At 32.9% G+C, this 25,956-nt stretch carries 24 protein-coding genes, 1 pseudogene and 1 riboswitch; of the genes and pseudogenes, 18 read left to right on the top strand and 7 right to left on the bottom strand.

Annotated elements, in window-relative coordinates:
* Positions 1-3: 3 nt before the first annotated feature.
* Entirely contained in the window at positions 4-1,377 is a 1,374-nt protein-coding gene (locus ACZ0AH_RS05100; RefSeq protein ID WP_463474761.1) for a DNA recombination protein RmuC, read from the bottom strand.
* 187 nt (positions 1,378-1,564) lie between these two features.
* On the opposite strand from ACZ0AH_RS05100, the gene ACZ0AH_RS05095 reads away from it, so the two are divergent.
* The 5 genes from ACZ0AH_RS05095 (at position 1,565) to ACZ0AH_RS05075 (ending at position 5,948) form a co-directional block, all read left to right on the top strand.
* A complete protein-coding gene (locus ACZ0AH_RS05095; protein WP_463474760.1) occupies positions 1,565-2,440 on the top strand; it encodes a protease complex subunit PrcB family protein in 876 nt (291 codons plus the stop codon).
* A 7-nt stretch (positions 2,441-2,447) separates the two neighbouring features.
* On the top strand, positions 2,448-2,846 hold the full coding sequence (locus ACZ0AH_RS05090) for a hypothetical protein (protein ID WP_463474759.1): 399 nt from the start codon (positions 2,448-2,450) through the stop codon (positions 2,844-2,846).
* Positions 2,847-2,932: 86 nt separating this feature from the next.
* Positions 2,933-3,448: an RNA polymerase sigma factor gene (locus ACZ0AH_RS05085; protein WP_463478087.1), complete on the top strand. Its 516-nt coding sequence runs from the start codon at positions 2,933-2,935 to the stop codon at positions 3,446-3,448.
* On the top strand, positions 3,445-5,331 hold the full coding sequence (locus ACZ0AH_RS05080) for a hypothetical protein (protein WP_463474758.1): 1,887 nt from the start codon (positions 3,445-3,447) through the stop codon (positions 5,329-5,331). The genes ACZ0AH_RS05085 and ACZ0AH_RS05080 overlap by 4 nt, the downstream gene beginning before the upstream one ends.
* An 89-nt stretch (positions 5,332-5,420) precedes the next feature.
* The gene (locus tag ACZ0AH_RS05075; protein ID WP_463474757.1) at positions 5,421-5,948 is read left to right on the top strand and encodes a MepB family protein; all 528 of its coding nucleotides are present in this window, start codon (positions 5,421-5,423) and stop codon (positions 5,946-5,948) included.
* 50 nt (positions 5,949-5,998) lie between these two features.
* On the opposite strand, the gene ACZ0AH_RS05070 is transcribed toward ACZ0AH_RS05075, so the two are convergent.
* Positions 5,999-9,415 (bottom strand): choice-of-anchor J domain-containing protein, encoded by a 3,417-nt coding sequence (locus ACZ0AH_RS05070; protein ID WP_463474756.1) that lies wholly within the window; start codon positions 9,413-9,415, stop codon positions 5,999-6,001.
* Between the two features lie 259 nt (positions 9,416-9,674).
* The gene (locus ACZ0AH_RS05065) at positions 9,675-10,043 is read right to left on the bottom strand and encodes a hypothetical protein (RefSeq protein WP_463474755.1); all 369 of its coding nucleotides are present in this window, start codon (positions 10,041-10,043) and stop codon (positions 9,675-9,677) included.
* A gap of 232 nt (positions 10,044-10,275) precedes the next feature.
* Here ACZ0AH_RS05065 and ACZ0AH_RS05060 point away from each other — a divergent pair, with 232 nt between their 5' ends.
* Positions 10,276-10,848, top strand: coding sequence for a pseudouridine synthase (locus ACZ0AH_RS05060; RefSeq protein WP_463474754.1), 573 nt, complete (start codon positions 10,276-10,278; stop codon positions 10,846-10,848).
* Positions 10,849-10,949: 101 nt separating this feature from the next.
* A complete protein-coding gene (locus ACZ0AH_RS05055) occupies positions 10,950-11,408 on the top strand; it encodes a tRNA (cytidine(34)-2'-O)-methyltransferase (protein ID WP_463474753.1) in 459 nt (152 codons plus the stop codon).
* A 139-nt stretch (positions 11,409-11,547) separates the two neighbouring features.
* Here the strand turns inward: ACZ0AH_RS05055 and ACZ0AH_RS05050 are convergent, their stop codons facing one another.
* The 3 genes from ACZ0AH_RS05050 to ACZ0AH_RS05040 all read right to left on the bottom strand — a co-directional run bounded on the left by ACZ0AH_RS05050 (position 11,548) and on the right by ACZ0AH_RS05040 (position 14,621).
* On the bottom strand, positions 11,548-12,324 hold the full coding sequence (locus ACZ0AH_RS05050; protein ID WP_463474752.1) for an ABC transporter ATP-binding protein: 777 nt from the start codon (positions 12,322-12,324) through the stop codon (positions 11,548-11,550).
* A 118-nt stretch (positions 12,325-12,442) separates the two neighbouring features.
* Complete coding sequence (locus ACZ0AH_RS05045; protein ID WP_463474751.1) at positions 12,443-13,471, bottom strand: iron chelate uptake ABC transporter family permease subunit; 1,029 nt, start codon at positions 13,469-13,471, stop codon at positions 12,443-12,445.
* A gap of 7 nt (positions 13,472-13,478) precedes the next feature.
* The gene (locus ACZ0AH_RS05040) at positions 13,479-14,621 is read right to left on the bottom strand and encodes an ABC transporter substrate-binding protein (RefSeq protein ID WP_463474750.1); all 1,143 of its coding nucleotides are present in this window, start codon (positions 14,619-14,621) and stop codon (positions 13,479-13,481) included.
* 170 nt (positions 14,622-14,791) lie between these two features.
* Here ACZ0AH_RS05040 and ACZ0AH_RS05035 point away from each other — a divergent pair, with 170 nt between their 5' ends.
* The 9 genes and pseudogenes from ACZ0AH_RS05035 (at position 14,792) to ACZ0AH_RS04995 (ending at position 23,184) form a co-directional block, all read left to right on the top strand.
* A complete protein-coding gene (locus ACZ0AH_RS05035) occupies positions 14,792-15,154 on the top strand; it encodes a DUF5522 domain-containing protein (protein ID WP_463474749.1) in 363 nt (120 codons plus the stop codon).
* A gap of 30 nt (positions 15,155-15,184) precedes the next feature.
* A pseudogene (locus ACZ0AH_RS05030) lies at positions 15,185-15,570 on the top strand (four helix bundle protein).
* A 23-nt stretch (positions 15,571-15,593) separates the two neighbouring features.
* A complete protein-coding gene (cobU, locus tag ACZ0AH_RS05025; protein ID WP_463474748.1) occupies positions 15,594-16,103 on the top strand; it encodes a bifunctional adenosylcobinamide kinase/adenosylcobinamide-phosphate guanylyltransferase in 510 nt (169 codons plus the stop codon).
* 155 nt (positions 16,104-16,258) lie between these two features.
* A complete protein-coding gene (gene cobT, locus ACZ0AH_RS05020) occupies positions 16,259-17,938 on the top strand; it encodes a nicotinate-nucleotide--dimethylbenzimidazole phosphoribosyltransferase (protein WP_463474747.1) in 1,680 nt (559 codons plus the stop codon).
* 17 nt (positions 17,939-17,955) lie between these two features.
* Positions 17,956-18,396 carry an IS200/IS605 family transposase gene (tnpA, locus tag ACZ0AH_RS05015; RefSeq protein WP_463474746.1) on the top strand — a complete coding sequence of 147 codons (441 nt, stop codon included), beginning with the start codon at positions 17,956-17,958 and terminating at the stop codon, positions 18,394-18,396.
* Between the two features lie 253 nt (positions 18,397-18,649).
* On the top strand, positions 18,650-19,441 hold the full coding sequence (locus tag ACZ0AH_RS05010) for an adenosylcobinamide-GDP ribazoletransferase (protein WP_463474745.1): 792 nt from the start codon (positions 18,650-18,652) through the stop codon (positions 19,439-19,441).
* Positions 19,426-19,962, top strand: a complete 537-nt coding sequence (gene cobC, locus ACZ0AH_RS05005) for an alpha-ribazole phosphatase (protein WP_463474744.1) — start codon at positions 19,426-19,428, stop codon at positions 19,960-19,962. Before ACZ0AH_RS05010 ends, cobC begins: the two co-directional genes overlap by 16 nt.
* 69 nt (positions 19,963-20,031) lie before the next feature.
* A riboswitch (cobalamin riboswitch) is annotated at positions 20,032-20,253 on the top strand.
* Between the two features lie 27 nt (positions 20,254-20,280).
* Complete coding sequence (locus ACZ0AH_RS05000; RefSeq protein WP_463474743.1) at positions 20,281-22,134, top strand: TonB-dependent receptor plug domain-containing protein; 1,854 nt, start codon at positions 20,281-20,283, stop codon at positions 22,132-22,134.
* Between the two features lie 3 nt (positions 22,135-22,137).
* Positions 22,138-23,184, top strand: a complete 1,047-nt coding sequence (locus tag ACZ0AH_RS04995) for a YncE family protein (RefSeq protein WP_463474742.1) — start codon at positions 22,138-22,140, stop codon at positions 23,182-23,184.
* A 102-nt stretch (positions 23,185-23,286) separates the two neighbouring features.
* Here ACZ0AH_RS04995 and ACZ0AH_RS04990 read toward each other — a convergent pair whose 3' ends face one another.
* Positions 23,287-24,729 carry a S41 family peptidase gene (locus ACZ0AH_RS04990; protein WP_463474741.1) on the bottom strand — a complete coding sequence of 481 codons (1,443 nt, stop codon included), beginning with the start codon at positions 24,727-24,729 and terminating at the stop codon, positions 23,287-23,289.
* A 247-nt stretch (positions 24,730-24,976) separates the two neighbouring features.
* Between ACZ0AH_RS04990 and ACZ0AH_RS04985 the strand changes: the two genes are divergently transcribed.
* Both ACZ0AH_RS04985 and ACZ0AH_RS04980 read left to right on the top strand, forming a co-directional pair.
* On the top strand, positions 24,977-25,486 hold the full coding sequence (locus ACZ0AH_RS04985; RefSeq protein ID WP_230717533.1) for an RNA polymerase sigma factor: 510 nt from the start codon (positions 24,977-24,979) through the stop codon (positions 25,484-25,486).
* A complete protein-coding gene (locus tag ACZ0AH_RS04980) occupies positions 25,473-25,940 on the top strand; it encodes a hypothetical protein (protein WP_463474740.1) in 468 nt (155 codons plus the stop codon). Before ACZ0AH_RS04985 ends, ACZ0AH_RS04980 begins: the two co-directional genes overlap by 14 nt.
* Positions 25,941-25,956 lie beyond the last annotated feature (16 nt).

The raw sequence follows: 25,956 nt of genomic DNA, 5'->3' as shown, positions 1-25,956 counted from the left end.
ATTTTAATTTAAAGATTGATTTTCGTCTGTATTTGAAGCTCTTGCAATAATATTTTCCGGAAGCGACTTTTTAGCCTTTGCTCCCATTTTCTTCAGTCTTTCTACGCTTGAAATTAAATTTCCTTTGCCATCAACCAATTTATTCATGGCGTTTTCGTATTCGGTTTTTGTGTCCTTAATTTTATTTCCAATTCTGACCAAATCCATTACAAAACCTTCAAATTTATCATATAATGCTCCGGCTTGTCTGGCAATTTCAAAAGCATTTTCCTGCTGTTTCTGATTGCTCCACATACTGTCAATTGTTCTTAAAGTCGCTAATAATGTCGTTGGCGTAACAATAACAATATTGCGGTCAAAGGCTTTATTATATAAGGTCGAATCTTCGTTTAGCGCAATGGCAAAAGCGGGTTCTATCGGGATAAAAAGCAAAACAAAATCAGGACTTTCTATCTGATATAAATCATGGTAATTTTTACTTCCGAGTTGTTCGACGTGTCTTTTAATAGACAATACATGTTCTTTTAGAAAATCAATTTTAAGGATTTCAGATTCTTCGTTGATCCATCTTTCATAAGCAACAAGAGAAACTTTAGAATCGACAATCATCTTTTTACCGTCCGGCAAATTGATTACGACATCGGGGAAAACCCTGTTCCCATCGGTATTTGTAAAACTTTGCTGCACTTCATATTCACGTCCTTTTTCTAAACCTGATTTTTCTAAAACGCGTTCCAAAACCAGTTCTCCCCAATTTCCCTGTATTTTACTATCGCCTTTTAAAGCTTTCGTCAAGTTTAGCGTCTCTTTGCTCATTTGAGCGTTCATTTCGCTTAAGCCTAAAATTTGTTGGCGTAGAGCGGCGTGATAATCAATACTTTCTTTATGTGTTTGTTCTACTTTTTGTTCAAAACCCTGAATTTTATTCTGCAAAGGCAGCAAGATATTTTTCATGTTTTCGCTATTTTGTTCGGTGAATTTAGCTGATTTTTCTTCAAGGATTTTATTAGCCAGATTTTCGAATTCTTTGGTAAATTTTTCCTGTAATTCAGAGATTTCATTTTTTTGTTCTTTATGGCGTTCCCATAAATTTTCAAAATCGACTTCTTTTTTAGAAAGCTGAATGGCAAGACTGTCTTTTTCTGTTCGGATATTTTCTTTTTCTGAATTTGTAAATTGAAGCTGTTTTTCGAAATTTCTTCTTTCGTTTTCAAATTGCTCTTTCTGCAATTGCAATTGATTCAGATTCGCATTTAATCTTTCTTCCAAACCTACTTTTTCTGATTGAAACCTAGCCGAAAACAACATTTTTCCTAAGTAAATCCCTAAGAATAATGCAACAACAAAAGCCAATAAAACAGGAAGAAAGTCAATCATAACTAAGTTTATTTTTAAGTAAAAGTACGCAATAATACGTAGTCGTTAATTTTTAAAACCAAAATTTCACGAATTATTGCCATTTCTAAAATAAACAAACATTCTGAAAAAATTCAATTAAAAAATATTTTATACGCAACCATTCTATAAAAAGCACATCTACAAAATATAACCTAATTAAAATATCATGAAAAAATTAATGCTGAGCTTATTTATAGCTTTTGGATTCAGCGCCTGCTCGCTTGGCGGTGAAGATTTGAATGTAGATTGCGGAACGAATACCACACTTTCTTTTACAGGATTTCCTCTATTATGTAATTATGCCGTTAAAAGTTTACCTAATAATCCGGCTGCAGTTGTAGCTGGTTCTCAAGAAAAAATGGACTATTATTTTACGAAACACGCAAATACGTGTCCAAATGCAAGTGATCCAAATATCGATTTTACTAAAAACATGTTAGTTGGCATTTTTGCAGGAGTAAAACCAACTAGCGGATATACGATCAAGATTACTTCGATTGTTCAAAATAATTGCGAAGTTTTAATCAATTATTACGAAAAAGCGCCACTTCCTGGTGAGCCAACAACAAATTCGCCAACATATCCGTCTGATTTTATTTTAATTCCGTTTACTCCAAAACCAATCCTTTTTAACAGAACTACAGAAAGTCCGGATAATATCGTGATTGGAAGTTTTTTCAGCGAATGTACGGGTTCTGATTGTCAAAAATTCTACCAGATTAACGACTTCAACATTATGAAATTCCAAAATGTAGTGAACGGAAGTTATGATTTTGGTCAATATAAATATACTGCAACAGCAAAAAGAGGCGATTATACTTTATTCCTGAAAAATGTTCCTACAGAAATTTTAAACCTAAAAGGACAAACCAAAACGTATGGTTCTCCGGATTCAGCTGATCAGGGTGGTATTTATTTTGAACTGCGCCAAGGCATAACGGTTACCAAAATATATATTGATAACAACGATACTCAAGATCAAAGTGCTGAAGTAAAAGCATTCAAAAAAGCGATTAAAGACAAAATTACAAGCTTAAACTAATTGAATCATGAAAAAGCATTTTTTATTTTTTATTGTATTTTGCCTTTTCTCAACAGTTTATTCATTTGAGGCAACAGGTGTAACTTCGGGATCGATAGTGAATACTTGGATCTGGGAAAAATCTATTGGCGGAGCAAGTAATCCGTATACCTCAACTCCTAAAACTATTGGGTTTAATAAAAAGGTAATTTTTACTCCTGAAGGACGCGTTATCACGTATAAAAATGATGTGGAAATTAGAAATAGTACGTATAAAATAGAAAAAGGCATTGGTTTTTTTGATCAGTCAGAACATGATTTAATTACGTTTGAAGGCAAAACTTACATCATAGAAAACCTTGACAATCAAAACCTAACGATTGTAAGTAACAGCCAGGACGCAACTCGCACTATTTATAAAAGATAGTTTTATAAGCTTATAAACGCTATTTTTGCAAAACCAAATTTAACCACTTTTTGAAAGACGATTTAGAAAAATATATCAGGCAATGCATGAAAAATGACAGGGCTGGACAACTGAAGATATATCAGTTGTTCTCTCCTGTCTTGTATGGTATTTGCCTAAAATATATGAAAAATGAAGACGATGCCAAAGATGTTTTTCAAGAAGCATTTGTCATTGTTTTTCAAAAAATAAGCCAATACAAATTTGAAGGAAGTTTTGAGGGCTGGCTAAAACGTATTTTCATTAATAAACTAATCGAGACTTTAAATAAGAAGAAAAAGGAAAGTTTCTTTCTCGATGTTTTTGATCCTGATACTGATTTTATTGAAGAAGAGGAATTAGATATTATCCCAATAGAACAAGAAAAATTGTTAGAGTATATTCGGGATTTACCTGATCAATACCGGACGGTTTTTAACTTGTATGTTTTTGAAAAAATGAAACACAAAGAAATCGCCGAATTATTAAAGATTTCAGAAGGAACATCAAAATCAAATTTAAACAGGGCCAAGGGGATTTTGCAAAAAAGAATTTTGAGCATAAAAAATTTTAAAACAGCATGAAGAAACAAAATATAGAAGATATTTTTTCATCAATGGAAAACTTTTCAAGTGTTCCGCCGCCAGAATTATGGGGGCAAATTGAGGAAAAATTAGACAAACCTAAAAAGAAGAAAAGAGCAATTCTTTGGTGGTCGGCTGCAGCATGTCTATTATTAGGCTTGTTGCTCCCTTCTGTTTTACATTTTAATTCAGATTCTGGAATTAAGAATATAGATAATGGCTCAAAAGGAAATAATAATGTTGTTTTTGAAGAGAAAAAAAATGATGTAAATAAAAATAATTCAATCTCTACAGAAGGAAATGGTATTGAAGGAAAATCAGATCGTAATACAGAAGTTTCAACAACAAATAACACTGAAAATAATTTAAATAATTCGAAAGAAGATCAAAATCCAGAAACTGCAGTTGCTCATGCGGATTCTAATAATGATGCTTCAAATAATGCTTCAGATCAAAAATTAAATATTGAAAAAAGAAACATCAATAAAAGTGTAGCCGAAAAAACAATTTCTTCTGAAAAAGAAAATCAAAATAATCCGGATTCAAAATATCAAATATCAAATTCCACAAAAAGAAATGCAAATCAGGCTGTAGCCGAAAAAACATTTACAACCGGAACTGGAAATCAATTTAATTCGGCTTCAAAAAATAAAATGCCAAATTCCGCAAAAAGAAATGCAAATCAGGCTGTAGCCGAAAAAACATTTACAACCGGAACTGGAAAAGGAGATCCATTGAATTCATTATCAAAAAATCAAAAATTAAATACGGACAAAAAAACTGCAGATAAAATTTTAGCCGAGAAAACATTCAGTTCCGGTAAAACAAACGGTTTTAATTCTGGTTCAAAAAACAAACTGTCGAATTCTATTTTTGAAGATAAACTAACTTCAAACAATAAAAACAATAATGGTCTTGCTTTTAATCCTGCAAACTCAGGCGTAAATAACAATCAGAAATCTTTTGCTGAAAATAAAACGAAGCAAAAAAACGAAAGTATTTTATTTGATAAATCAATTGCCAGCGCTCAAAATAACAGTTCAAAATCTAATAACGCTTTAAGCAAAAAAGATTCTGTTCAACTGGCAGAACTTCAAAATTTAGAAAAAGGTATTGCTGATAATAAAGAAGTTAAAAAAGAAAAAGAAACTAAACCTCTTTCTAATGCCGAAAAATGGGATCTTGCTGTTTTTGCCGGAGTTGCCAGTTCTGAAAATTACAAAAATGACAAAACGCTGGGCAATACAAACGATTCTAAACAAGGTACTACTTATGGTGTAAAAACAAAATATAAGATTAATAAAAAATGGGCTGTAGGTTCTGGTTTTAAAATTAATGAATTAGGTCAAAGTGTTGCTAATGTATCTTATATCAATTCAAAAGTTGGTACTTCAGCATCTTTAAGCCCAAGTGATTATTTTAATCAAAATGAAACTACAGCTGCGCCAAAAATAATTAATAATTCTAATTATGTATTTGTTTCAAATAGTACTATAAATGCCATAAAAAGCAATGATATACAAAGTGATAATGTACAAACTGGAAATTTAGATCAAAGTTTAAGATATCTTGAGATGCCTTTGGAGGTTTCGTATGCTGTATTTACTAAAAACAAAGCCAGTATCAGTTTAAACACCGGTGGTTTTGTGGGTAAATTAATTTCGAACAATGCGGCTTTGGACGGAAATGCGATAGGTCAGAATCTGAATGCCAATGATTTTGTATACGGTTCAACCTTAAGCAGTACGGTTCAATACAAAATTTACAAAAAAACAAATATTTTTGCAGAACCCACAATAAATTACTATATTAACCCCTTGAATAATCAATCTTTTAACCAATTCCAATGGGGATTGAATTTTGGATTGAATGTTTCATTTTAAAAAAAAATATTAACTATTAAACCCAAACCTACGTAACCCCCTAAACCTACATAATTTTGAAAACAAGCCTCAAAGCAAACTTTCTCAAAATGATAATCAAAAACCATTGGTCAAATCAAAAGTCCTTCCCCAAAGACCTGATACTTGCCAAGGAATTAGTTTATGATTGTTATGATTTTGATTGTACGCAGCCAAAAGCAGATCCTGAAAGCGCCGAATACGGTGGTCATGTTTTTTATTTAAATGAAAAACGTATCTTTTATCGTGAAGCTAAAATTACCCCAACAAAAATAGGTCAGTTTGTGACTTTATGGAAACGGAATATCTTTGGAATTATTGAACCATTTGATTCTTCAGACGATATTGATTTTGTAATCGTTAGTGTGAGAAAAGATGCTCAATTTGGACAATTTATATTTCCGAAAGCAATCTTATTAGAAAAAGAAATCTTCTCTACGAAAACTACAGAAGGAAAAAGAGCTACTCGTGTTTATCCGCCCTGGTATGAAACGACAAGTAAACAAGCTCAGAAAACCCAGGAATGGCAGTTAAATTATTTTTATGAAATAACGCCGGATGTAGATTTTGATGCTTTTGAAAATTTACTTTTTAATTAAATAAAAAAAGGCAGCTCTAATCAGGCTGCCTTTTTTCATATTATGCGATTTTATTTCTTTATAATCTTATCGCTAAAGATTACTTTATTATTTTCGGTAAGCGTATAAATATAAATACCCGATTGTAAATTATGTATTGGAATTACGGTTGTGTTTTTATCTTGTCCAACGTTAATTTCAACTGAATTGCCTACTAAATGACCGTTTAGATCATACAGTTTTAATTTCAAATTCCTGTTCTCCTCTGTTTTTACCACAATATTCAACTGATCTGTTACCGGATTTGGATATGTTCTAACACCATATTTATTTTTGTTTCCAAAATCAACCGTAGATAAATTATCAGGTTTCAATTCAAAACGGGCAATAACTGGTCCGTGATCTGAAGTTGTATTTGTATAGTTTGCGATATCTGTACGAGGATCATAAACCGCAATTGAATTTGGAATATATTGATCTGTTAATTCATTAGATATAACGATATGATCTAAAAATCCACCAGAACTTAAAAAGCTGTAAGCTCCAGCTTTACTAATCTCAAGCGTAAGTGTATTGTAATTAGTTTCATCTGTAACGATTGGCTCATATGACGAAGGATTTCCTGCAATAACAGATGCTTTTACATCATCATTAAAATCTCCTAAAATCATAAAGTTAGTACTTGGATAATGGGCATCTAAACTGTCTTTTAATACCTGAGCATCGTATTTACGCATATTATATCTCGAAATATCCGATCCGCTATTGGCTCGGGCATGAAGATCAATCAGGCTAATTTGTTTTTTAATTCCGCCAATATTGGTTTCTATATCTACTTTATATGGCAAACGTCCGGACGAGAAGAAACTTGCTCCATTTCCGCCAGGATAATTTGGCAAAGTTGCTGTTCCTGCACGAACATCATCATATAGTTTTTTAAACATTACACGCGTATTTTTTACTGTAGTGTTTTGTGTATTATAAAGAACAACTAATTTTTGAGGTGGGAAATTTGGATCCGGTGCTTCAAATGAATACGACCAGGATGTCGAAACTGACTTATCAAATGTTTTTCCGTTAATGTTTATTTTCTGAATTAAAGCATCCAAAGACGGATCATCAGATACTTCCTGAACCACATAAACATCAGCATTTAACTTGTTCATTACTTTGGCAACATTATCAATTTGCAAAGCATCATCAGTTGGACCAAATTCAACTCCGTCCGTTCCTTTTACATCGGTACCAAAAAATTCTAAATTATACGTTACAATATCAAAAGTATCTGCTTTTGGAATAGAAGAGCCGGTAAGAAACCCAATTTCTTTGTTTAATGAAGTTCCCGTTACTGTTATTTTTCCGGTAAGGCTTAATTCTTTTACAGTAGGAGCAAATCTTACGTAGACTATTTTTCCTGCAGCTGCATCAGCTTCGGTAACAATAATACTTGACTGATACGCAATATTATCTAAAGAAACCTGATAATGTGCAGGCGCAGTTAATGTAATATCATTATAACCCATTGCTTTAAAAACAAAAGACTGACTTGCAGATACGCTATTCTGACTTACATCTCCAAAATCTAAAATAGGATTTGATGCCACATAACCAACTTCATTAGTAATAGCAATATCATCTAACGACCATTCTGCAGCATTATTAGTTCCTCCTGCTGTAGTTTCGTAAACCCAAGCAATGTAGGTATGATCTGTTTTATAAGCACTTAAATCTATAAATTGAGATTGCACATAAGTTCCCGTTGTTGTTGGAAAATTACCGTTTATCGCTGTCCAGGTTGCTGTTTCCGGACTGCTTTTACCATCATAATCTGTAGAAACCAATAGTTTTAATTCTGATCCTGCATAAAATTTACGTGAATAGAAAGACAATAATGGCAATTGCGTAAAATTATTCAAACGTAATCGTGGCGAAACCAACCAGTCTTTACTGGCTCCGGTGTCAGAAAAGCCATTCATTAAAACAGCTCCAGTTCCTGAATTTACATTTCTTGTAACAGCTGTATATCCCCATTTATTTAGTGTCCCGGCTACATTATATTGTGTCCAGCCACTATTTGTCAGAACATTTGCATCGTTAAAACCTTGTGTATACGGGTTGATTCCTATTCCTGATACCGTAACAATTTTAGTCGTTGCACCAGTTGATTCATGCTTTATTTCACCTGAAAAATTACCAATTGCAGATGGTATAAAACGTACATAAACAGTTTGGGCTGTGGCAAGTTCAGCAGCTGTAAATGTTATAGAAGATGCAAAAGCAGTATTATCCTTAGATACCGTAAAATTTGTCAAAGAAGAAGTCACCACAACATTATCTGTAAGATTAGAAGCCTGAATTTGGTAACTCAAACTTTCTGAGTTATAAGCTGCTTCAGAAAATCCTAAATAAAGTGAAGAAACTGTTGTTGAAACTGAAGGAACTACGACACTCGAAGTTGTAACATCGGTTTTAGTAACATTCGTTTGTATATTTCCATTAAGATCTTCGGAAACAGAGAAAACTGAATATGCTGTATTTAAAATCAGTCCTGTAAAACTTTTTACATACACCTGAGATATATCGGTAACATCCAGAAATCCTGATTGTAAAGCTGCAGTATCATTGGCATCAAGACCTGCTTTTACCTGAGCAGACGTTGGTGTTGCACTTCCTGAAGGCAATAAAACGTAATATGTTTTTGCAGGTTCGTTTAGTTTATTAGAAAAGTCAAAACCATTTGACGCAATATTATCTGCTTTTGGATATCCGGTTTCGCTAATTGGAGCCTGAATATCGCTTCTAATATCGATATTATCAATTGCAAATGACGGACGTGAACCTGCACCTGAAATTTGTCTTGAAATCCAACGAATTTGAACAACCGGCTGATTCTCGCATTCTGCAGGCAATGTAACCTTTATTGTTTTTGAATTTTGAGGAGTTGTAACAGCAGTTATTTGTTTTACATCATTATTTGAATAAGCGGTTGGCAATAATGAAACAAAAGCAGCAGTAGTCCCTACTCTATATTGCAAAACCATTTCATTAATACGCGTATTAGTCGTAGTTGGCGGTACATCATACGGATTACGAATTGTCATGGCATCATATTGAACCTGAATTGCAGTTTGTCCTAATGTTGCAAATGCAAAACCTATGGTCAAATCAAGAGATCCAGTATTTAAAAAACCAATTTTTCCATCATAATTATGAAAATTACCACTATTCGTAGCAGCTGTACTACTTGCTACTAAAGGTCTGTCCGCAACTAATGTACCGCTTGTATTAAAAGTTGCTCCGGGTACTATACTTGCTGTCCAGCCTTGAAAACCTGCAGGATAGGTAGTTGAACTTGCCGCTAATGCATCAAAATTTTGTACATATGGCAAGGTTTGCGGCGCGGGTGCTGTCTGGGCAAAAAGATTTACCGAAAAGCAAAAAAAACTTAAAAAAGCCATTAGATGGCGTGCAAAGTAAATATTTTTCATATGATTATAAAATAGAGTTTTTAGAAATCAAATTTATAGTCTTTAAAGTTAAGAGAATATTGTAAAAACTTAAAATAATTGTAAGATTATTTTTTAAATGCCGTAAGTTAAGTTAAATTAAACAGCTTTAGACTCGATTTTCGCTAAACATATAACACATTTAATATGAAATAAAAAAGAAAAAAAATGGCTGCCTGAATTCAGACAGCCGTTTTTAACTAGATGTTATTGCTATTTTTATCGATTGGATGAGATAATTTTATTCATCTAATTTCATGTTTCCGCGATCTTTATGACTTTCAGGATTAGAATTCGGATAACGATTTGGCGTAATATCTGAGTTTAGGTCCTTGTTTTCTACGGTTTTTTCTGCTTCTTCATCCGTAGTAACTCCGCGGTTTGCATTTGCGTTATTGGTTTGTGTTTTGCTTGAGACTTCTTTTATATCTTCATTCTCATTTCGTGCTCTATCAACAACTTCCTTATCACCGTCTTTATCTGCGACAACTTCTTTATTCAGTTTTGGTTCTTTCGATTCTGTATCGTGAGAAACATTTTTCCCTTTAGATTCATCTATATTTTTTTGAACTCCGTTTATCTTTTTCGTTCCTAAATTATTAGTTTCCATGATTGTATATTTTAGTATTAGTCTTATAATATTACGAATTCTAACGCAAAAAAATAAAACCTTTAACATTGCTTTTGGTTTATTTAATGAGATAATTAGATAATGTGTCAATTAGATAATTAGATAATTTCATTGTTGCGTAAATTATCTAATAGACATCTTCCCTAATTGACACATTTGCTAATTGAAATTCTTCTAAACAAAACTATCTTTGCAGTCAAAAAAATACGGCATGCATCAACATTTCATTCTTTTTAAACCTTATGGTTATTTAAGCCAATTTATATATGAATTAAAAAGGAAGAAAAAGCTTTTGGGAGAATTATACCATTTCCCCGAAGGCACAATGGCTATTGGCCGATTAGACGAAGATTCTGAAGGATTGCTTTTACTCACAACCGACGGAAAAGTAAGCGAACAAATAAGAAGCAAGAAAGTCGATAAAGAATATTACGTTCAGGTCGATGGCGTTATTACACCGGAAGCGATTGAACAATTACAAAACGGTGTTGAAATTGGTTTTGATGGCGGAAAATACATAACCAAACCTTGCTCTGCTTTTATTGTAACTGAAATTCCTGATTTTGGACCAAGAGCAAAAAAGATACGGGACGAACGTCACGGACCAACTTCATGGGCATCGATAACTGTAAATGAAGGAAAGTTTCGCCAGGTCAGAAAAATGACTGCCGCTGTTGGTTTTCCTACTTTGAGATTAGTCCGCGTGCGAATAGGAAATGTATATTTGCAGGACTTAAAAGCCGGAGAAGTTCTTGAAGTCTCTGATTTTAAATTAGAAAATTAATTAGATAATGTGTCAATTGAGAATTAGATAATTTTTGAAACTTATAACTCATAACTTATAACTCTTAATTCATAACTTATAACTTATAACTCAAAAAAATAATGCTAAACGTTGTTCTTGTAGAACCTGAAATCCCGAATAATACTGGAAATATTGGAAGATTATGTGTAGGAACTGAAAGTAGATTACACTTAATTCATCCTTTTGGATTTGTGATTAATGATAAAAATCTAAAACGTTCCGGATTGGATTATTGGGTTCATCTTGACGTTACCGAATATCAAAATATAGAAGAATGGATTGAGCAGATTCCAGATCAATCGCGTGTTTTTTTAATGAGCTCTCATGCCGAAAAATCATATCTGGAAACGGATTTTCAGGATGGAGACTGGTTGGTTTTCGGAAAAGAAAGTGTTGGTTTGAGCAAAGAAGTTTTGGCTCGTTTCGAAAATCATTTAACAATTCCGATGTCTAAATTAATTCGCAGTTTTAATATCGCGAATTCTGTGGCTTTTGTGGTTGGTGAAGCGAAGAGACAAATTGGGCTGAGAAAAGTTTAATCGTTTATTTGTATAGATGTTTAATCGAAACTTAGCGAACGATTTCCTGCAAGGTTTTTTCAACCTTGTAGGTATAAATCAGATTTATTTTAGAACTATTTTTTTTTTATTTTAAGCTTAACAATACCTACAATACTGCTTAAGTAATCACAAACTTCCCTTTTTCAGCGTCAAAAACAATATGTTCATCTTTGAATAAAGCTGCAAAACTTCCTTTTGAAATTAAATTGCAAGGTTCATCCTGAACAATAAATTCTGGAGTCATAATAATCATTTCGTCGCTTAATTGTATTGCCAGATCGATATCGTGTGTGGAGAATAAAATACATTTCTGAGTTTCTTGCGTTAATTTTTTCAACAATTTAAAAAGAGAAACTTTGTGCAGTAAATCAAGATGTGTCGTTGGTTCATCCAGAATAATCAAGGGCGTATCCTGCGCTAAAGCCCTTGCAATAAGAACTTTTTGTAATTGTCCGTCGCTAATTTCGTAATGCTTCTTTTTAGCCAAATGTTCTATTTGCGTAAGTGCTAATGCTTCCTGAACTTTCTCGATATCAGTTTGGGTTAAAGTCCCTATCCAATTGGTATACGGCTGACGACCCAGCGCCACTAATTCAAAAACAGAAAGATTACTTGGCGGTAAATTTTCGGTTAAAACCAAACTTAAATTCTGAGCTAAATCCAGAGGTTTATAAGTATTTATATTTTTATCATTTAGGAAAACAGTTCCTGATAAAGGCTGCTGAATTCCTGTAATAGTTCTTAGTAAAGTTGATTTCCCAATTCCGTTTGCCCCAATTAAAGCAATGAGTTTTCCTGAATCAAAATTCAAATTTAGATTCTCAGCAATAGTCACAGTTGCTTTCTTGGACTTATAGCCAATACTTAAATTTGAAGTTGATAGGATTGTATTCATCTTTTAAGGTTCTGAGTTGCTAAGATTCTAAGTCTCTAAGTTTTCTTCTACAGATTAATATGATTTAAAATAATCTGTGATAATTCGTTTAATCTGTAAAATCTGTGGGCAATCATGTTTACTGAAAATTTCTTTTTCGCATTAGCAAATAAACCACAACCGGCGCACCAATTAAAGATGTAATCGCATTGATTGGCAACGTAGTTTCTAACCCCGGCATTTGCGAAGCGATATCGCAAAACAACATAATAATTCCACCATAAAAAAACGTACTCCAATATAAAACCGCATGATTACTCGTCTGAAAAGTGAGCTTTGCAATATGCGGAACTGCCAAACCAATAAAAGCAATCGGACCGGCAAAAGCTGTTATACTTCCTGCCAGAATACTTGTTGCAAAAATGATAATCAATCGGGCTCTTTTATAATTCAATCCCATGCTTTTAGCGTAATTTTCGCCTAAAAGCAAAGCATTTAAAGGTTTAATACTACTGGCACTTAAAAGCAAACCCACACCAACACAAACTGCCAGAATCGAAATAGAAGTCCAGGAAAGATTTCCAAGACTTCCTAATGACCAAAAAGTAAATTTCTGCAATTGTTCAGCCGAACTAAAATAAGTCAAAACTCCAACAATGGCGCTGGTAAAACTGGCAAACATAAGTCCGACAATTAAAATTGCCATTGTATTTCTTAATTTTTGTGCTACTACTAAAACCAGCATTAAAACCGAAATACTTCCTAATGTTGACGCTAATACAATTCCGTATGGTGATAATAAAACCGGCGTTAAAAAAGTTGGCAATAAACCTGCACCTAAAATTACAATTGCAACGGCCAGAATTGCTCCGGAACTTAATCCTAAAACATCTGGTCCTGCTAATGGATTTCTAAATAAAGTCTGCATTAATAAACCACTTACCGATAATCCCACGCCAACCAAAAACGCAGTAATAGCTTTTGGCAAACGATAGTTAATAATGATATATTCCCACGTTGATTTGCTCGCCTGACCGCCAGTCATACTGGTATAAACTTCTTTGAACGGAATCGTAACAGAACCCAGACTAATGTCCAGAAAAAACATAAACAAAAGTGCCAGACCAAGTACGGAAAACAGAATTATATTTCGCTTTTTATTTACCAATTGATCCTTAATTTAATTTAGATGCAAAAGTAAATTCATAGCTTGGCAATAAATCAGGATGAAAAATCTTGATATAATCTTTTAAAACTAAATCCGGGCGACTTGGCGCTGATTCATAATAAACGGTTCCGCCTGTTGCGCCAAATTTGCCTTCGAAAGTATATACATTTTTATTTTTGAAAGCATCAAATTGCGTATAATGCGGGTTGCTTTTCCCGAATTCATCCAGGGTTTTGAAAGAACCTGAAGCAATCCAGAAATCAGCAGTTTTGGCTTTTACCAATATTTTTTCAAAAGATAAACCTTCACTTCCGGTTCCTTTTAAATCTGACCATAAATAATTTGCATGCGCGTCTTTCATAAATTGTGCAACCCAGCTATTTCCTTTGGCAACGTACCAAATATCTTCGTACATAGAACCGTATAAAACAGATGAAGTTGCCGGTTTATCAGCCACTAATTTTAGTGCCTGATTGTAGCTCAAAACAATTTTATCAAACAATTCCTTGGCTTTTTCTTCCTTTCCAAATAAAGCGCCGTAAAGTTTGATCCATTCTGCTTTTCCAAGAGGAGATTGTTCCATCCAATCGGCCTGAACGAAAACATTCAAGCCGCTTTTTTTCAAATTATCAAGCGTCGGATTGTTATTGTCAACTCCAAAAGTTACAATCAGATCCGGAGATAATTCTATTAATTGTTCGATGTTTAATTTTTCATTTTGTCCAACATTTTTAACAGCACCTTTATCAATTAAGGCTCTTGTTTTTTCTGATGAAACATAGTCTGTATGCGGAAAACCAACCAATTTATCTTCAACTTCCAACATTTCTAAAAACGGAATATTGGTTGTCGACGTTACAACAACAGATTCTAAAGGAACTTTTATTGCAGTATATTTTTGTAAACTATCCGGAACTTTTGCTTCTTTTTCTTTTAAAACATACGTGAATTTTGCATTCGCATTCGGCCAGGGTTCTGTAACCGTTACAACCGAATAGCCTTCATATTTTAGGATAGAAAGTCCAGATGCATATTCGATACTATTTTTTGCAGCTTCAGATTTTGCAACAACTTCATTTTCATTCTTTTTACATCCGATAAGAATAAAAAAAGATAAAATAAAAATCGATTTGGGTAATAAATGTTTCATATGTAGGTTATATTATTTTGGAATATCTTTTGTTGTTATTCGTTCCTGGCTTGGATTTTGAGCCATTATAATTTCATAATTACGTTTTCGATAGTGACAAAGGTAACGCAATTTCTATTTTTTTTGTTTACCTTTATTCTTACAAAAACCACAAATCTATTTTAACCTATATGAATACCACAAAAACCAAAATTTGCTCTACTTGCGATTCTTCTTTTAACTGCGGAGATATTTCTTTTGAAAACAAATGTTGGTGTAACGACTTCCCTCCTATTTTTAATCTTTCAGAAGGAGGCGATTGTCTTTGTCCGTCTTGCTTTAAAGAAGCTTGCGAAGACAAAATTGATGCTTATCTGGAAACAATGACTCCCCAAAAAGCGCTTAACAATAAAGCTATATCTTTGCCAAAACAAGAAAAACTGATTGAAGGAATTGATTATTATATCGAAAACGGAAATTATGTTTTTAAAACCTGGTTTCATCTAAAAAGAGGAACTTGCTGCGGAAATGGCTGCAGACATTGCCCATACTAATTGTTAATTATAAATTGTTAGTTGTTAATTATGAAAAATAATATTGTAAAAGATAAAAGTTTTGACTTTGCTATTCGAATAGTCAAACTATATCAATATTTATGTACTGAAAAGAAAGAATTTACACTTTCAAAACAACTACTACGATCTGGAACAAGTATTGGAGCAATGATTCGGGAAGCAGAACATGCTGAAAGTAAAATGATTTTGTTCATAAATTTGCGATTGCTCAAAAAGAAGCTAATGAATCTGTTTATTGGTTAGAATTATTAAAAGCAACCGATTATTTAAATGAAAAAGAGTTTCAAAATATCAGTAATGATGCAATTACAATATTAAAACTTATCACGAGTATTATTAAAACTACTAAAAGTCAAATCATTTCTAAACAACCAATCCTTAAAATTAACAACTAACAATTTACAATTAATAATTAAAAATGATTTACTTAATTACCGGTGGCGAGCGATCAGGAAAAAGCAGTTATGCCCAAAATTTAGCCTTACAACTTTCAGGATCACCAATTTATGTGGCAACTGCCAGAAAATGGGATGCCGATTTCCAGAATAGAATTGATCGCCATCAGCAGGAACGCGATGAACGCTGGACGAATATTGAAGAGGAAAAATATTTAAGTAAAATTGATTTTTCCGAAAAAATAGCGTTGATTGATTGTGTTACACTTTGGCTTACCAACTTTTTTACAGATCATAAATATGATGTTACTTTAAGTTTGGAAGAAGCGAAAAAAGAGTTTCTTTCGATTGCCAATCAGGAAAATGCAACTTTGATTATTGTAACAAATGAAATTGGAATGGGCGTTCATGCCGAAACTCATATTGGCAGAAAATTTACCGAATTGCAAGGCTGGATGAATCAATTTTTGGCTTCAAATGCTAATGAAGTTGTATTGATGGTTTCCGGAATTCCGGTTAAGATCAAAGGTTAACAATTCCAAGATCAATATCAATCGCAATAAAAATTCCAAATTTTTAAATTCCAAATTCCAAGGCTATACTTTACCTTTACTTAAAATATTAAATTTCAAATTGAATTGATTTTACAATTGATATTGATTTGGAATTTAAAAAATTGGGATTTAAAATGAGCTACCTGGATGATATTTTAAAATCACGTCGCGATACCCGACATTTTACAACCGATGAGGTTCCTGATGAGGTAATTAAAAAAGCTTTGCAGGCCGGACATTGGGCGCCATCTGTTGGTTTGACTGACGCTACAAGGTATTTTATCATCAAATCTACTGAAGTTAAAAGTGCGATTAAAAATTTGTTTTTGGATTATAATAAAAAAGCTGAATCGCTAACGGATAATCCGGAGCAAAAAGAACATTATAAATCGCTGAAACTGGAAGCAATTGAAGAAGCGCCAATTGGACTTATTATTGCCTACGATCGATCTGTTCTGAATCAATTTACGATTGGAACTGTTGGCAGTAATGAAGCGGTAAAATTTAGTTCGGTTTGTGCGGCGCAAAATATTTGGCTTTCGCTTACAGAACAAGGCTACGGAATGGGCTGGGTTTCGATTTTGAATTATTACCAATTCAAAAAAACCCTTGATTTACCGGAAAATATCGAACCTTTGGGTTATTTCTGTATCGGAAAACCTGCCACAAATTACGACAATCAGCCTATGTTGCAACAGCTGAATTGGAAACAAAAATCGGAATCGCCTGTTTGTACAGAAATTAAACATATTACTGAAAATTCTATTTCTGATTTCGTTTTAAAATCTCAAACTGAAGTTGAAAACAAAACTGATTTCAGTACACTTTTACAAGAAAAAATAGATTCTAAAACCAAACCAATTGGCGCTTTGGGAACTCTGGAAACTTTGGCTTTTCAGATGGCGACAGTTTTTGAAACTTTAAATCCTAAAATCATAAACCCTAATATTGTGGTTTTTGCAGCGGATCACGGTATTGCGAATCACGGCGTTAGCGCTTACCCACAAGATGTTACCCGACAAATGGTTGGTAATTTTCTGGAAGGCGGTGCTGCGATAAATGTATTTTGCAATCAGAACAATATTAAATTATCAATTGTTGATGCTGGCGTAAATTATGATTTTCCAACGAATGCAAATTTAATTCATGCTAAAATTGCAAAAGGAACTCAATCCTTTTTGCATATTCCCGCAATGAGCGAAACCGAATTGCAATTGTGTTTTGAAAAAGGAAAATCTATCGTTGAAAATATTGCAAAAACGGGTTGTAATTGTATCGGTTTTGGCGAAATGGGAATTGGAAATACGTCTACAGCTTCAGTATTAATGAGTCTTTTAACTGGTTTTTCTATTGAAGAATGTGTGGGAAAAGGAACTGGTGTTGAAGATGAAAAATTGATTCAGAAACAAAATATTCTTAAAAATGCCATTCATAATTATTCCGGTCAAGCCGAATTAATGCAGCAGCTCGCTTATTTTGGAGGTTTTGAAATCATACAAATAGCAAGCGGAATGTTAACGGCTTTCGAAAATAAAATCCTAATTCTTGTCGATGGTTTTATTTGCAGTGTCGCTTTTTTAATTGCGTCGAAAATAAATCCTAATATTAGAAAAAATGCTGTTTTTTGTCATTGCTCTGCTGAAAAAGCACATCAAAAATTGCTTGATTATTTAGGGGCAAAACCAATTTTAAATCTGGATTTGCGTTTAGGTGAAGGAACGGGTTGTGCAATTGCTTTTCCTATTTTAAAATCGGCAGAAGCTTTTTTGAATGAAATGGCGAGTTTTGAAAGTGCGGGAGTTAGCAGGAAGTAGTTTTATAAAATTATTATATGTCATTAGTAAAAGTTTACATACATTTTGTTTGGAGTACAAAAAACAGATTTCCATTCTTAAATTCTATTGAATTACGTCAAAAAGTTTGGAATCATATAAAAGAAAATGCTAAAGAAAAAGGAATATACCTTGATTTTATTAATGGCTATTCGGATCATTGTCATTGTATTGTTTCTTTAGGAATAGATCAAAATATACAAAAGATTATGCAATTAATTAAAGGGGAATCTTCTTTTTGGATTAATAAAAATAAATTGACTAAAGAGAAATTTGAATGGCAAGATGAATATTTTGCAGTTTCAATTTCAGAATCTATGATTGACAAAGTGAGAGATTATATAAAAAATCAAGAAATTCATCACAAGAAAAAAACGTTTCAGGATGAATATGATGAAATTATTAGCAAATTTGGGTTTCAAAAAATATTGAATAAATAGAATTTGGCTAAAGCCAATTGATAATACAAATTTGTAACCTCCAGATAAATCTGGAGGCTATTCAAGAAATAATTCCGCAAAAATGCAATTTCAAATTTGAATTATCAACATATTTATTTCAATCAAAATGTCAACAAATTCAAAACTATATAATTCATGCACAATCTCGAATTGAATAGCCCCCAGATTTATCTGGGGTATAAAATTTGCAGCGAAAATGGCTTTAGCCAAATAATATACATATCAAATTTCAATGAAAAAAGAACTACATATTTTCTTTACCTGTTTAATGTTTTACACCCGAATTCCTTGTCCAAAAAACATTGATCACAATTCTGATTATTTAAATAAAGCAACTCGTTATTTTCCTTTTATAGGATGGATTGTTGGAAGTATTTCTTTTTTAGCGTTCTATGTTTTTTCTCTTTTTCTATCAATAGAATCTGCCGTAATTATTGCTATTATTATTTCTATTCTGACCACCGGAGCTTTTCATGAAGATGGTTTTGCTGATGTTTGTGATGGTTTTGGCGGAGGCTGGACCAAAGAAAAAATCCTGATAATTATGAAAGATAGTGCAATTGGCGCTTATGGAGCAATTGGTTTGGTTTTGCTATTTCTTTTGAAATTCAAATTGCTTTCAGAATCTATTTCGCTTTTCACAAATAATGATTCTTATCTTTTTATTTTTCTTTTGTTTATTTCTGCTCATGCTTTGAGTCGTTTGGCGGCGATTTCAATCATTTTTACACACGAATATTCTCGTGATGACGCTTCAAGCAAAAGCAAGCCTATTGCAAAAAAGCATACCTGGAAAGAAATTTTTGGTTCCTTTTTCTTCGGATTAATTCCTTTGTTGGTATTCGCTTATTTTCATCATAAAATACTTTTTGCTTTAATTCCTGTTTTTATTACCCGATATTTTTTGGCTCGATATTTCCAAAAATGGATTGATGGTTATACAGGAGATTGTCTTGGTGCAACGCAGCAAGTTTGCGAAGTTATTTATTATTTAAGTATTCTTTTTATATGGAAATTTATCTAGTTCGCCACACTCAAACAAGCTGTGATAAAGGAATTTGTTACGGACAAACCGATGTGGATTTAGCAGAACCTTTTGAAAGTATTTTTGAAAATATCGTTTCACAATTACCTTCAGAAGCAGTTATATATTCCAGTACTTTGAAACGTTGCGTGCTTTTGGCAAAATTCATTCAGAAGAATATTAAAACTATTTCATATCAGGAAGATCCACGTTTGATGGAAATGAATTTTGGTGATTGGGAAATGAAAACATGGAATGAAATTGATCCCGAACAACTGAATCCGTGGATGGAAGATTTTGTAAACATTCAGGTTTCAAATGGAGAATCTTTTATCGATTTACACCATCGTGTTGAGCATTTTTTATCCAATGAAATTTCAAAAGAAACTTCAAATCCAATCATTATTGTAGCTCATGCCGGAGTTATCAGAAGCATCTTGTGTCATCATACTGCATTGCCTTTAAAAGATGCTTTTAACAATAAAGTTGACTTTGGCGAAGTCATAAAAATAACGACGTAAAGGTTGTTTTGTTTAAATTATAATTTAAAAAGTAAAACAAAAATTAGATAAATCGGTAATTTTAACTTTATCTTTGCACGAAATTAAGGTTGTGTTTCTAATTTTAGAAAACACATTAAAAGGGAATCAAGTGAATCGCAATTGCTAAAAATCTTGAGCTGTACCCGCAACTGTAAGCTTAGTTCTGAAAAGAATGCTTGTTGTTAACTCCAAACCACTGCTCGCCCACGCGAGTGGGAAGGTAAACAACAAGACGCAAGCCAGGAGACCTGCCTTTGTAACAAATATCGAACTCTCGGGAAAAAGAGTGTAGAAATTATGACATTAAAAAAACTTTTTGCTTTTTGCTTTTTTCTTATGTGCCAATTTATTTGCGCGCAGAATGACTCTATTACAAAACTAAAAGAAGTCTTGGTTTCTGATGCAAATCTTAAAAAATACTCCAATTCACAATCGGTTTTAAAGCTAAATGATTCTATTATCAATAAAAATGAAGCTTTACTTACGGATCTCTTAAACTTTAATTCGACTATTTATTTTAAAGAATACGGACGCGGGATGCTTTCGACAGTTGCTTTTAGAGGAACTACAGCATCGCAAACGGCCGTAATCTGGAACGGAATCAACATCAATTCGCAAATGAACGGAAGCACTGATTTTAATACGATTTCAGGTTCTGATTATAATTCTATAAGTATAAAAGCCGGTGGAGGAAGCGTACTTTATGGCAGCGGCGCTGTTGGAGGAACAGTTCATCTTAATAATGATTTGAGTTTTTACAAAAGGTTCGATAACTTTCTAAAACTGGATTACGGAAGTTTTAATACTATCGGTATCAATTTCAAAACCAATATTTCTAACGAAAAATGGAGCGCACAAATTGGTTTTTCTAAAAATAGTTCGACCAACGATTATAAATACATCAATAAATACAACTGGAAAGGTGAACAGCGTTGGAACCAAAATGGTCAATATGACGTCATTACGATGAGCGCGAATGTTGGTTATAAATTCGATGCAAAAAACAGCCTGAAATTATACAGCCAGACTTCTAATACAGATCGAAATACTTCATTAATATCCGAATCTGAAACGAAAACAAAATACATTAATGGTTTCAATAGAAATTTATTAGAATATGATGGTGATTTCGGCAAATTTACAACCAACTTAAAAGCTGCTTATATTTTTGAAAATTATCAATATTACGCTGATAATTCGCAAAACTTCTACACATTTGGAAAAACTGAAAGCCTTATTACTAAAGCCGATTTAGGATATCAGCTTTTTAAATCGACACAAATAAATGGTATTCTGGATTACAACCGAACAAAAGGTTACGGAAGTGGTTTTGGAGATCACGTTCGCGAAATTAGTTCGGCTGCCTTATTGGTAAAACAAGATATTTCGGCAGACTGGAAGAATGAGTTTGGCATTAGAAAAGAGTTTACAGACAATTATGAATCGCCTGTTTTATTTTCTTTAGGATCTTCTTATCAATTTAATACACTGTATAATTTGAAATTGAATGTGTCCCGAAATTTCAGAATTCCAACCTTTAATGATTTGTATTGGGAAGAAGGCGGGAATCCGGATTTAAAACCTGAAAGTTCGTATCAGGCAGAAATTGGAAACGTTTTTACCTTCAAAAACATTTCGCTTACACAAACCTTTTATTACATGAAAATAAAAGACTTATTGCAATGGATTCCCGGAAATAATGGCATTTGGTCACCCAAAAACACAGATAACGTAAATAGTTATGGCGCAGAAACTTTATTGAGCTGGAAAAAGCATTTTGGCAAAAATTATTTTGGTGCAAATGCTACTTACGCTTACACCGTTTCTCAAGATGAAGCAACTAAAAAACAACTCTTTTTTGTGCCTTTTAATAAAGTAACAGGATCGGTTTCTTATTCGAGAAATAATATTTCTGCTTATTATCAATTCTTGTATAATGGTTTTGTGTATACAAGATCAGACAATGACCCAAAAGAAATTATAAATGATTATACCGTTTCAAACATCGGAATTGATTATGATTTTAAATTCTTAGACTCTTTCAAACTTGGTTTTCAAGTCCTGAATCTCTTTAATGAAGATTATGAAAGCTTAGAAGACAGACCTATGCCGGGTCGCAATTTTAATATGTATTTAACCTTAAAATTTTAATATATGAAGTTTAGTAAATTGTTTTTAATAGCGCTTAGCGTTTCCTTATTTGTTTCATGTTCTAATGATGACAATGATTCGAATGAACCAAAAGGAGTTTATGACAATGGTGTTTTTATTTTAAATGAAGGAAGTGCAGGACAAGGTTCTGTTTCGTTCCTAAGTGATGACTTTACCACTTTTACCAAAGACGCTTACACAACGGCTAATGCTGGTGATTTGCTTGGGAAATATGCACAAAACATCTTTTTTGATGGAGACAATGCTTACATCATTGCTGGTGGTACAAACGTAATTAATGTAGTAAACAGATATACTTTTAAGTTAGTTGCTAAAATTGAAACCGGACTTAAAAACCCAAGATATGGTGTTACGTTAAACGGAAAAGCTTATGTTACTAATGCAAATACATATTCTTCTTCAACTAATCCAGCCGGAGATACTGACGATTATATTGCTGTAATTAATTTAGCGACTAATACTTTTGAATCTAAAATTGAACTGAATGCAACTGCTAACAGAATTCTTTTAGAAAACGGAAAATTATATATTACTGAGCCTTACAGCAGCGATAAATTATTGGTAGTAAACCCAGCTACAAAAGCATTAGAACCTGCAGTAACTGTAGGATATGGTGCTGATACTATGGAAGTAAAAGACGGTGTTTTATATACTTTAAGAGGTCCTTACGGAGACAGAAGTGAAATTGTAAAAGTAAAATTAGCAGATAAAACTACTTCTAAAATTACATTTCCTGAAAGTTTAGACGGAGCTGCATTTTTAGATATTTATGATAGTAAAATTTATTATACAGTAGGAAATTCAGTTTACGCAATAAGCACAACTGCAACTGCTGCATCAACAACTGCAATTGCAACTCCTTCTATTGGATATTTATACGGATTTGCTGTTAATAACGATCATATTTACATCGCTGATAGCGGAGATTTTAAAGCAGACAGTAAAGCTTATATCTACAGTTTAAGCGGAACTTTACAAAAAGAAATTGGCGTTGGTGTTGGACCAAACGGCTTTTACTTTAACGATTAGTTTTTTTATAATTAGAATTAGTTTTTGGATTTTTTGAAAAAAAGAGGCTTTCATTTCTGAAAGCCTCTTTTTTATTTTAATGTTTTAAAACTTCTAAGTTCTTTACGGAAGTTTTTCAAGATACATTTGATTTCTGATTCCGTTCATTGCTTTTGCATCCATAAACATTTTCAAAGTTTGTCCTCTGTCTTGTTGTATTTTTTTAGCCGTTGCTCCGGTTATTTTTGAAAGTGCAAGATTTAGTAATGGCTCTGACGGATCGCCTAAAACGCCCATGTTTGTAATATATTCCAATTGCTCATAAGTTGGTTTTAAACCATCTGTATATTCACCAAAATCAGCTGCATTTACAATTTTTAAAACCAAAGGCTGCATCGCATATTTATGATTTGGATTTACATTTACTTTTGCAAAAGTTGGGGAATCATATAAAGTAACAGAACCTACATTTTTACCCACAGTTGTTTCACCAACCTGAACAACAGAAATATATGGCGCTAATCCGTTTATAACCAATTCACTTGCAGAAGCTGTACCATCTGTAGTAATAATATAGACCTTACTTAAATTAAGGCTATTAATTGGCGCTCCTCCGTCAATTTTATCTACAAATCTATTATTAAGCGATTCTGCATCTTTACTTTCGTAATATTCGTTAATTTTCGAGTTCCATTTTTCTTTAGCAAAAATCTGATCTGTAAATTGACCTGTAATCATACTTGCCAAACGAGTTGCCGTTAGGATAGATCCTCCACCATTATATCTTAAATCTAAAACAAGATCTGTTACGCCTTGCGCTTTTAATTCGGCGAAAGCATTATTAAGCTGACCATCATAATTGGCGTAGAATCCGTTATACATCAAATAACCAATTTTATGACTTCCCGATGTAATTACTTTATTAATAAAAACTGGATTTTCATCTAAAGTTGTTTTAACCAAAGAAACTGTTTTTCCGTTAGGCGTAACCACAGTTCCGTTAAAAGATGCCATATTTAAGGTATAACTATCAGCACTTATAAGCGATTGATAATTTGAAACCGTAAGTTGTGTTCCGTTTATTCCTGTAAAAAGATCACCGCGTTTGATATCTTTTGTCGAAGCATCAGAATTTGGAATGATATAACGTACAAAGCCTACCAACTCTGTTGAACTTCCTGGTTTGTAACTCAGTCTAAAATCGACACCATCATTTTTTGTAGTTCCCTGAAGTTCTTGTTCTAAGACCGTATAATCGTCAACAATCCAGCTAAAACGGTCAATTGCCTGACCTTTTGGGAATTTGCTGATTGGTTTATTCAATAAATCCTGAAATAAATCTTCGGGATTTGAATATCCTCTTAAAAAAGAATTAATTCCTTCTTTACGATCATCAGCTAAGTTAGGCACATCGGCTTGCCATAAATAATATTGATTTAATCCTTCCCAGATAAAATTATTTACCTGCAAGTCAGCCGGAGCCGCAACATCATCCTGATCTTCACAAGATTGCAAAGAAAATGCAAGTAAAAAAAGCAGCAGTAAACTCTTTAAAATTGTTTTCATTATAGTGGTATCTATGAGTACTAACGTAAAAATAGTATCTTTAGTTTTAACAATGATTAATTTAAAGCACTTTTTTTTATTAAAATTCACATATTGCCTGTAACAAAAATAATAGTGTCTCGTCTTGACTATATAAGCGAACTATTAATGGTTTGTTTATAAAATGAAAATGAGCTTAAATTTATCGCTAACCCGATCGAAATATGCGAATTACATGAACCAGCCAAAAACCAAAAAATAACCACAGATGAACCAGATTGTGTTTATAGAATTAGTAAATCCTTTTAAAGACAAAGTTTTTCGTCTGGCAAAAAGATTGCTCACCAGTACTGAGGAAGCAGAAGATGCTACACAGGAAGTTATGGTGAAATTATGGAACAAAAAAGACAATTTAGACGCTTATAATAATATTGAAGCTGTTGCAATGACAATGACCAAAAATTATTGTCTGGACCAGTTAAAATCAAAAAGAGCCGGAAATCTAAAAATCGTTCATAATAATTTTACCGACAGAGAGCCTCAATTAGATAAAAAATTAGAAGACTCAGATAGTTTAGAATGGGTTGAAAAAATTATAAACCAGTTGCCTGAACAGCTGCAAATATTAATTCAGTTACGCGATGTTGAACAATATGAATTTGATGAAATTGCGAAAATTGTCAACATGAATGAAACCGCTATTCGGGTAGCCCTTTCGAGAGCGAGAAAAAAAATAAGAGAATCAATGGTTAATACACACAGTTATGGAATTAGATAAAATAGAATATATATTAGAAAAATACTTTCAGGGAGAAACTACTATTGCCGAAGAAAATGAATTAAAAACTTATTTTTCTTCATCGAATGTTGCGCAGCATTTAGAGCAATACAAACCAATGTTTGGTTATTTCTCTCAGGTAAAAGAACAAAAATCGACGCAGGAGATTCCACTCCCGAAGTCTCGGGACAAAAAACGAAATGTGGCGTGGTTATCAATTGCGGCTTCGGCTGTTCTTTTACTAGGAATTGGAACCTTTTATTTTGTGAGCCAAAAAACTACAACTCCGGTTGTAGCGCAATCAGAATTAGGAACCTATGATAATCCTGAAGAAGCGCTGAAAGCAACTCAAAAAGCTTTGGCATTATTATCAAACAATGTTAATGTAGGTATAGAAAGTGTACAATACATTAAAGAATACGAGCAATCAAAAAACAAAATTTTTAAACAATAATTAAAATTCAATCAAA

The organism is Flavobacterium sp. AC105, assembly GCF_979258495.1.
This window is presented reverse-complemented; position numbering and strand designations above follow the sequence as displayed.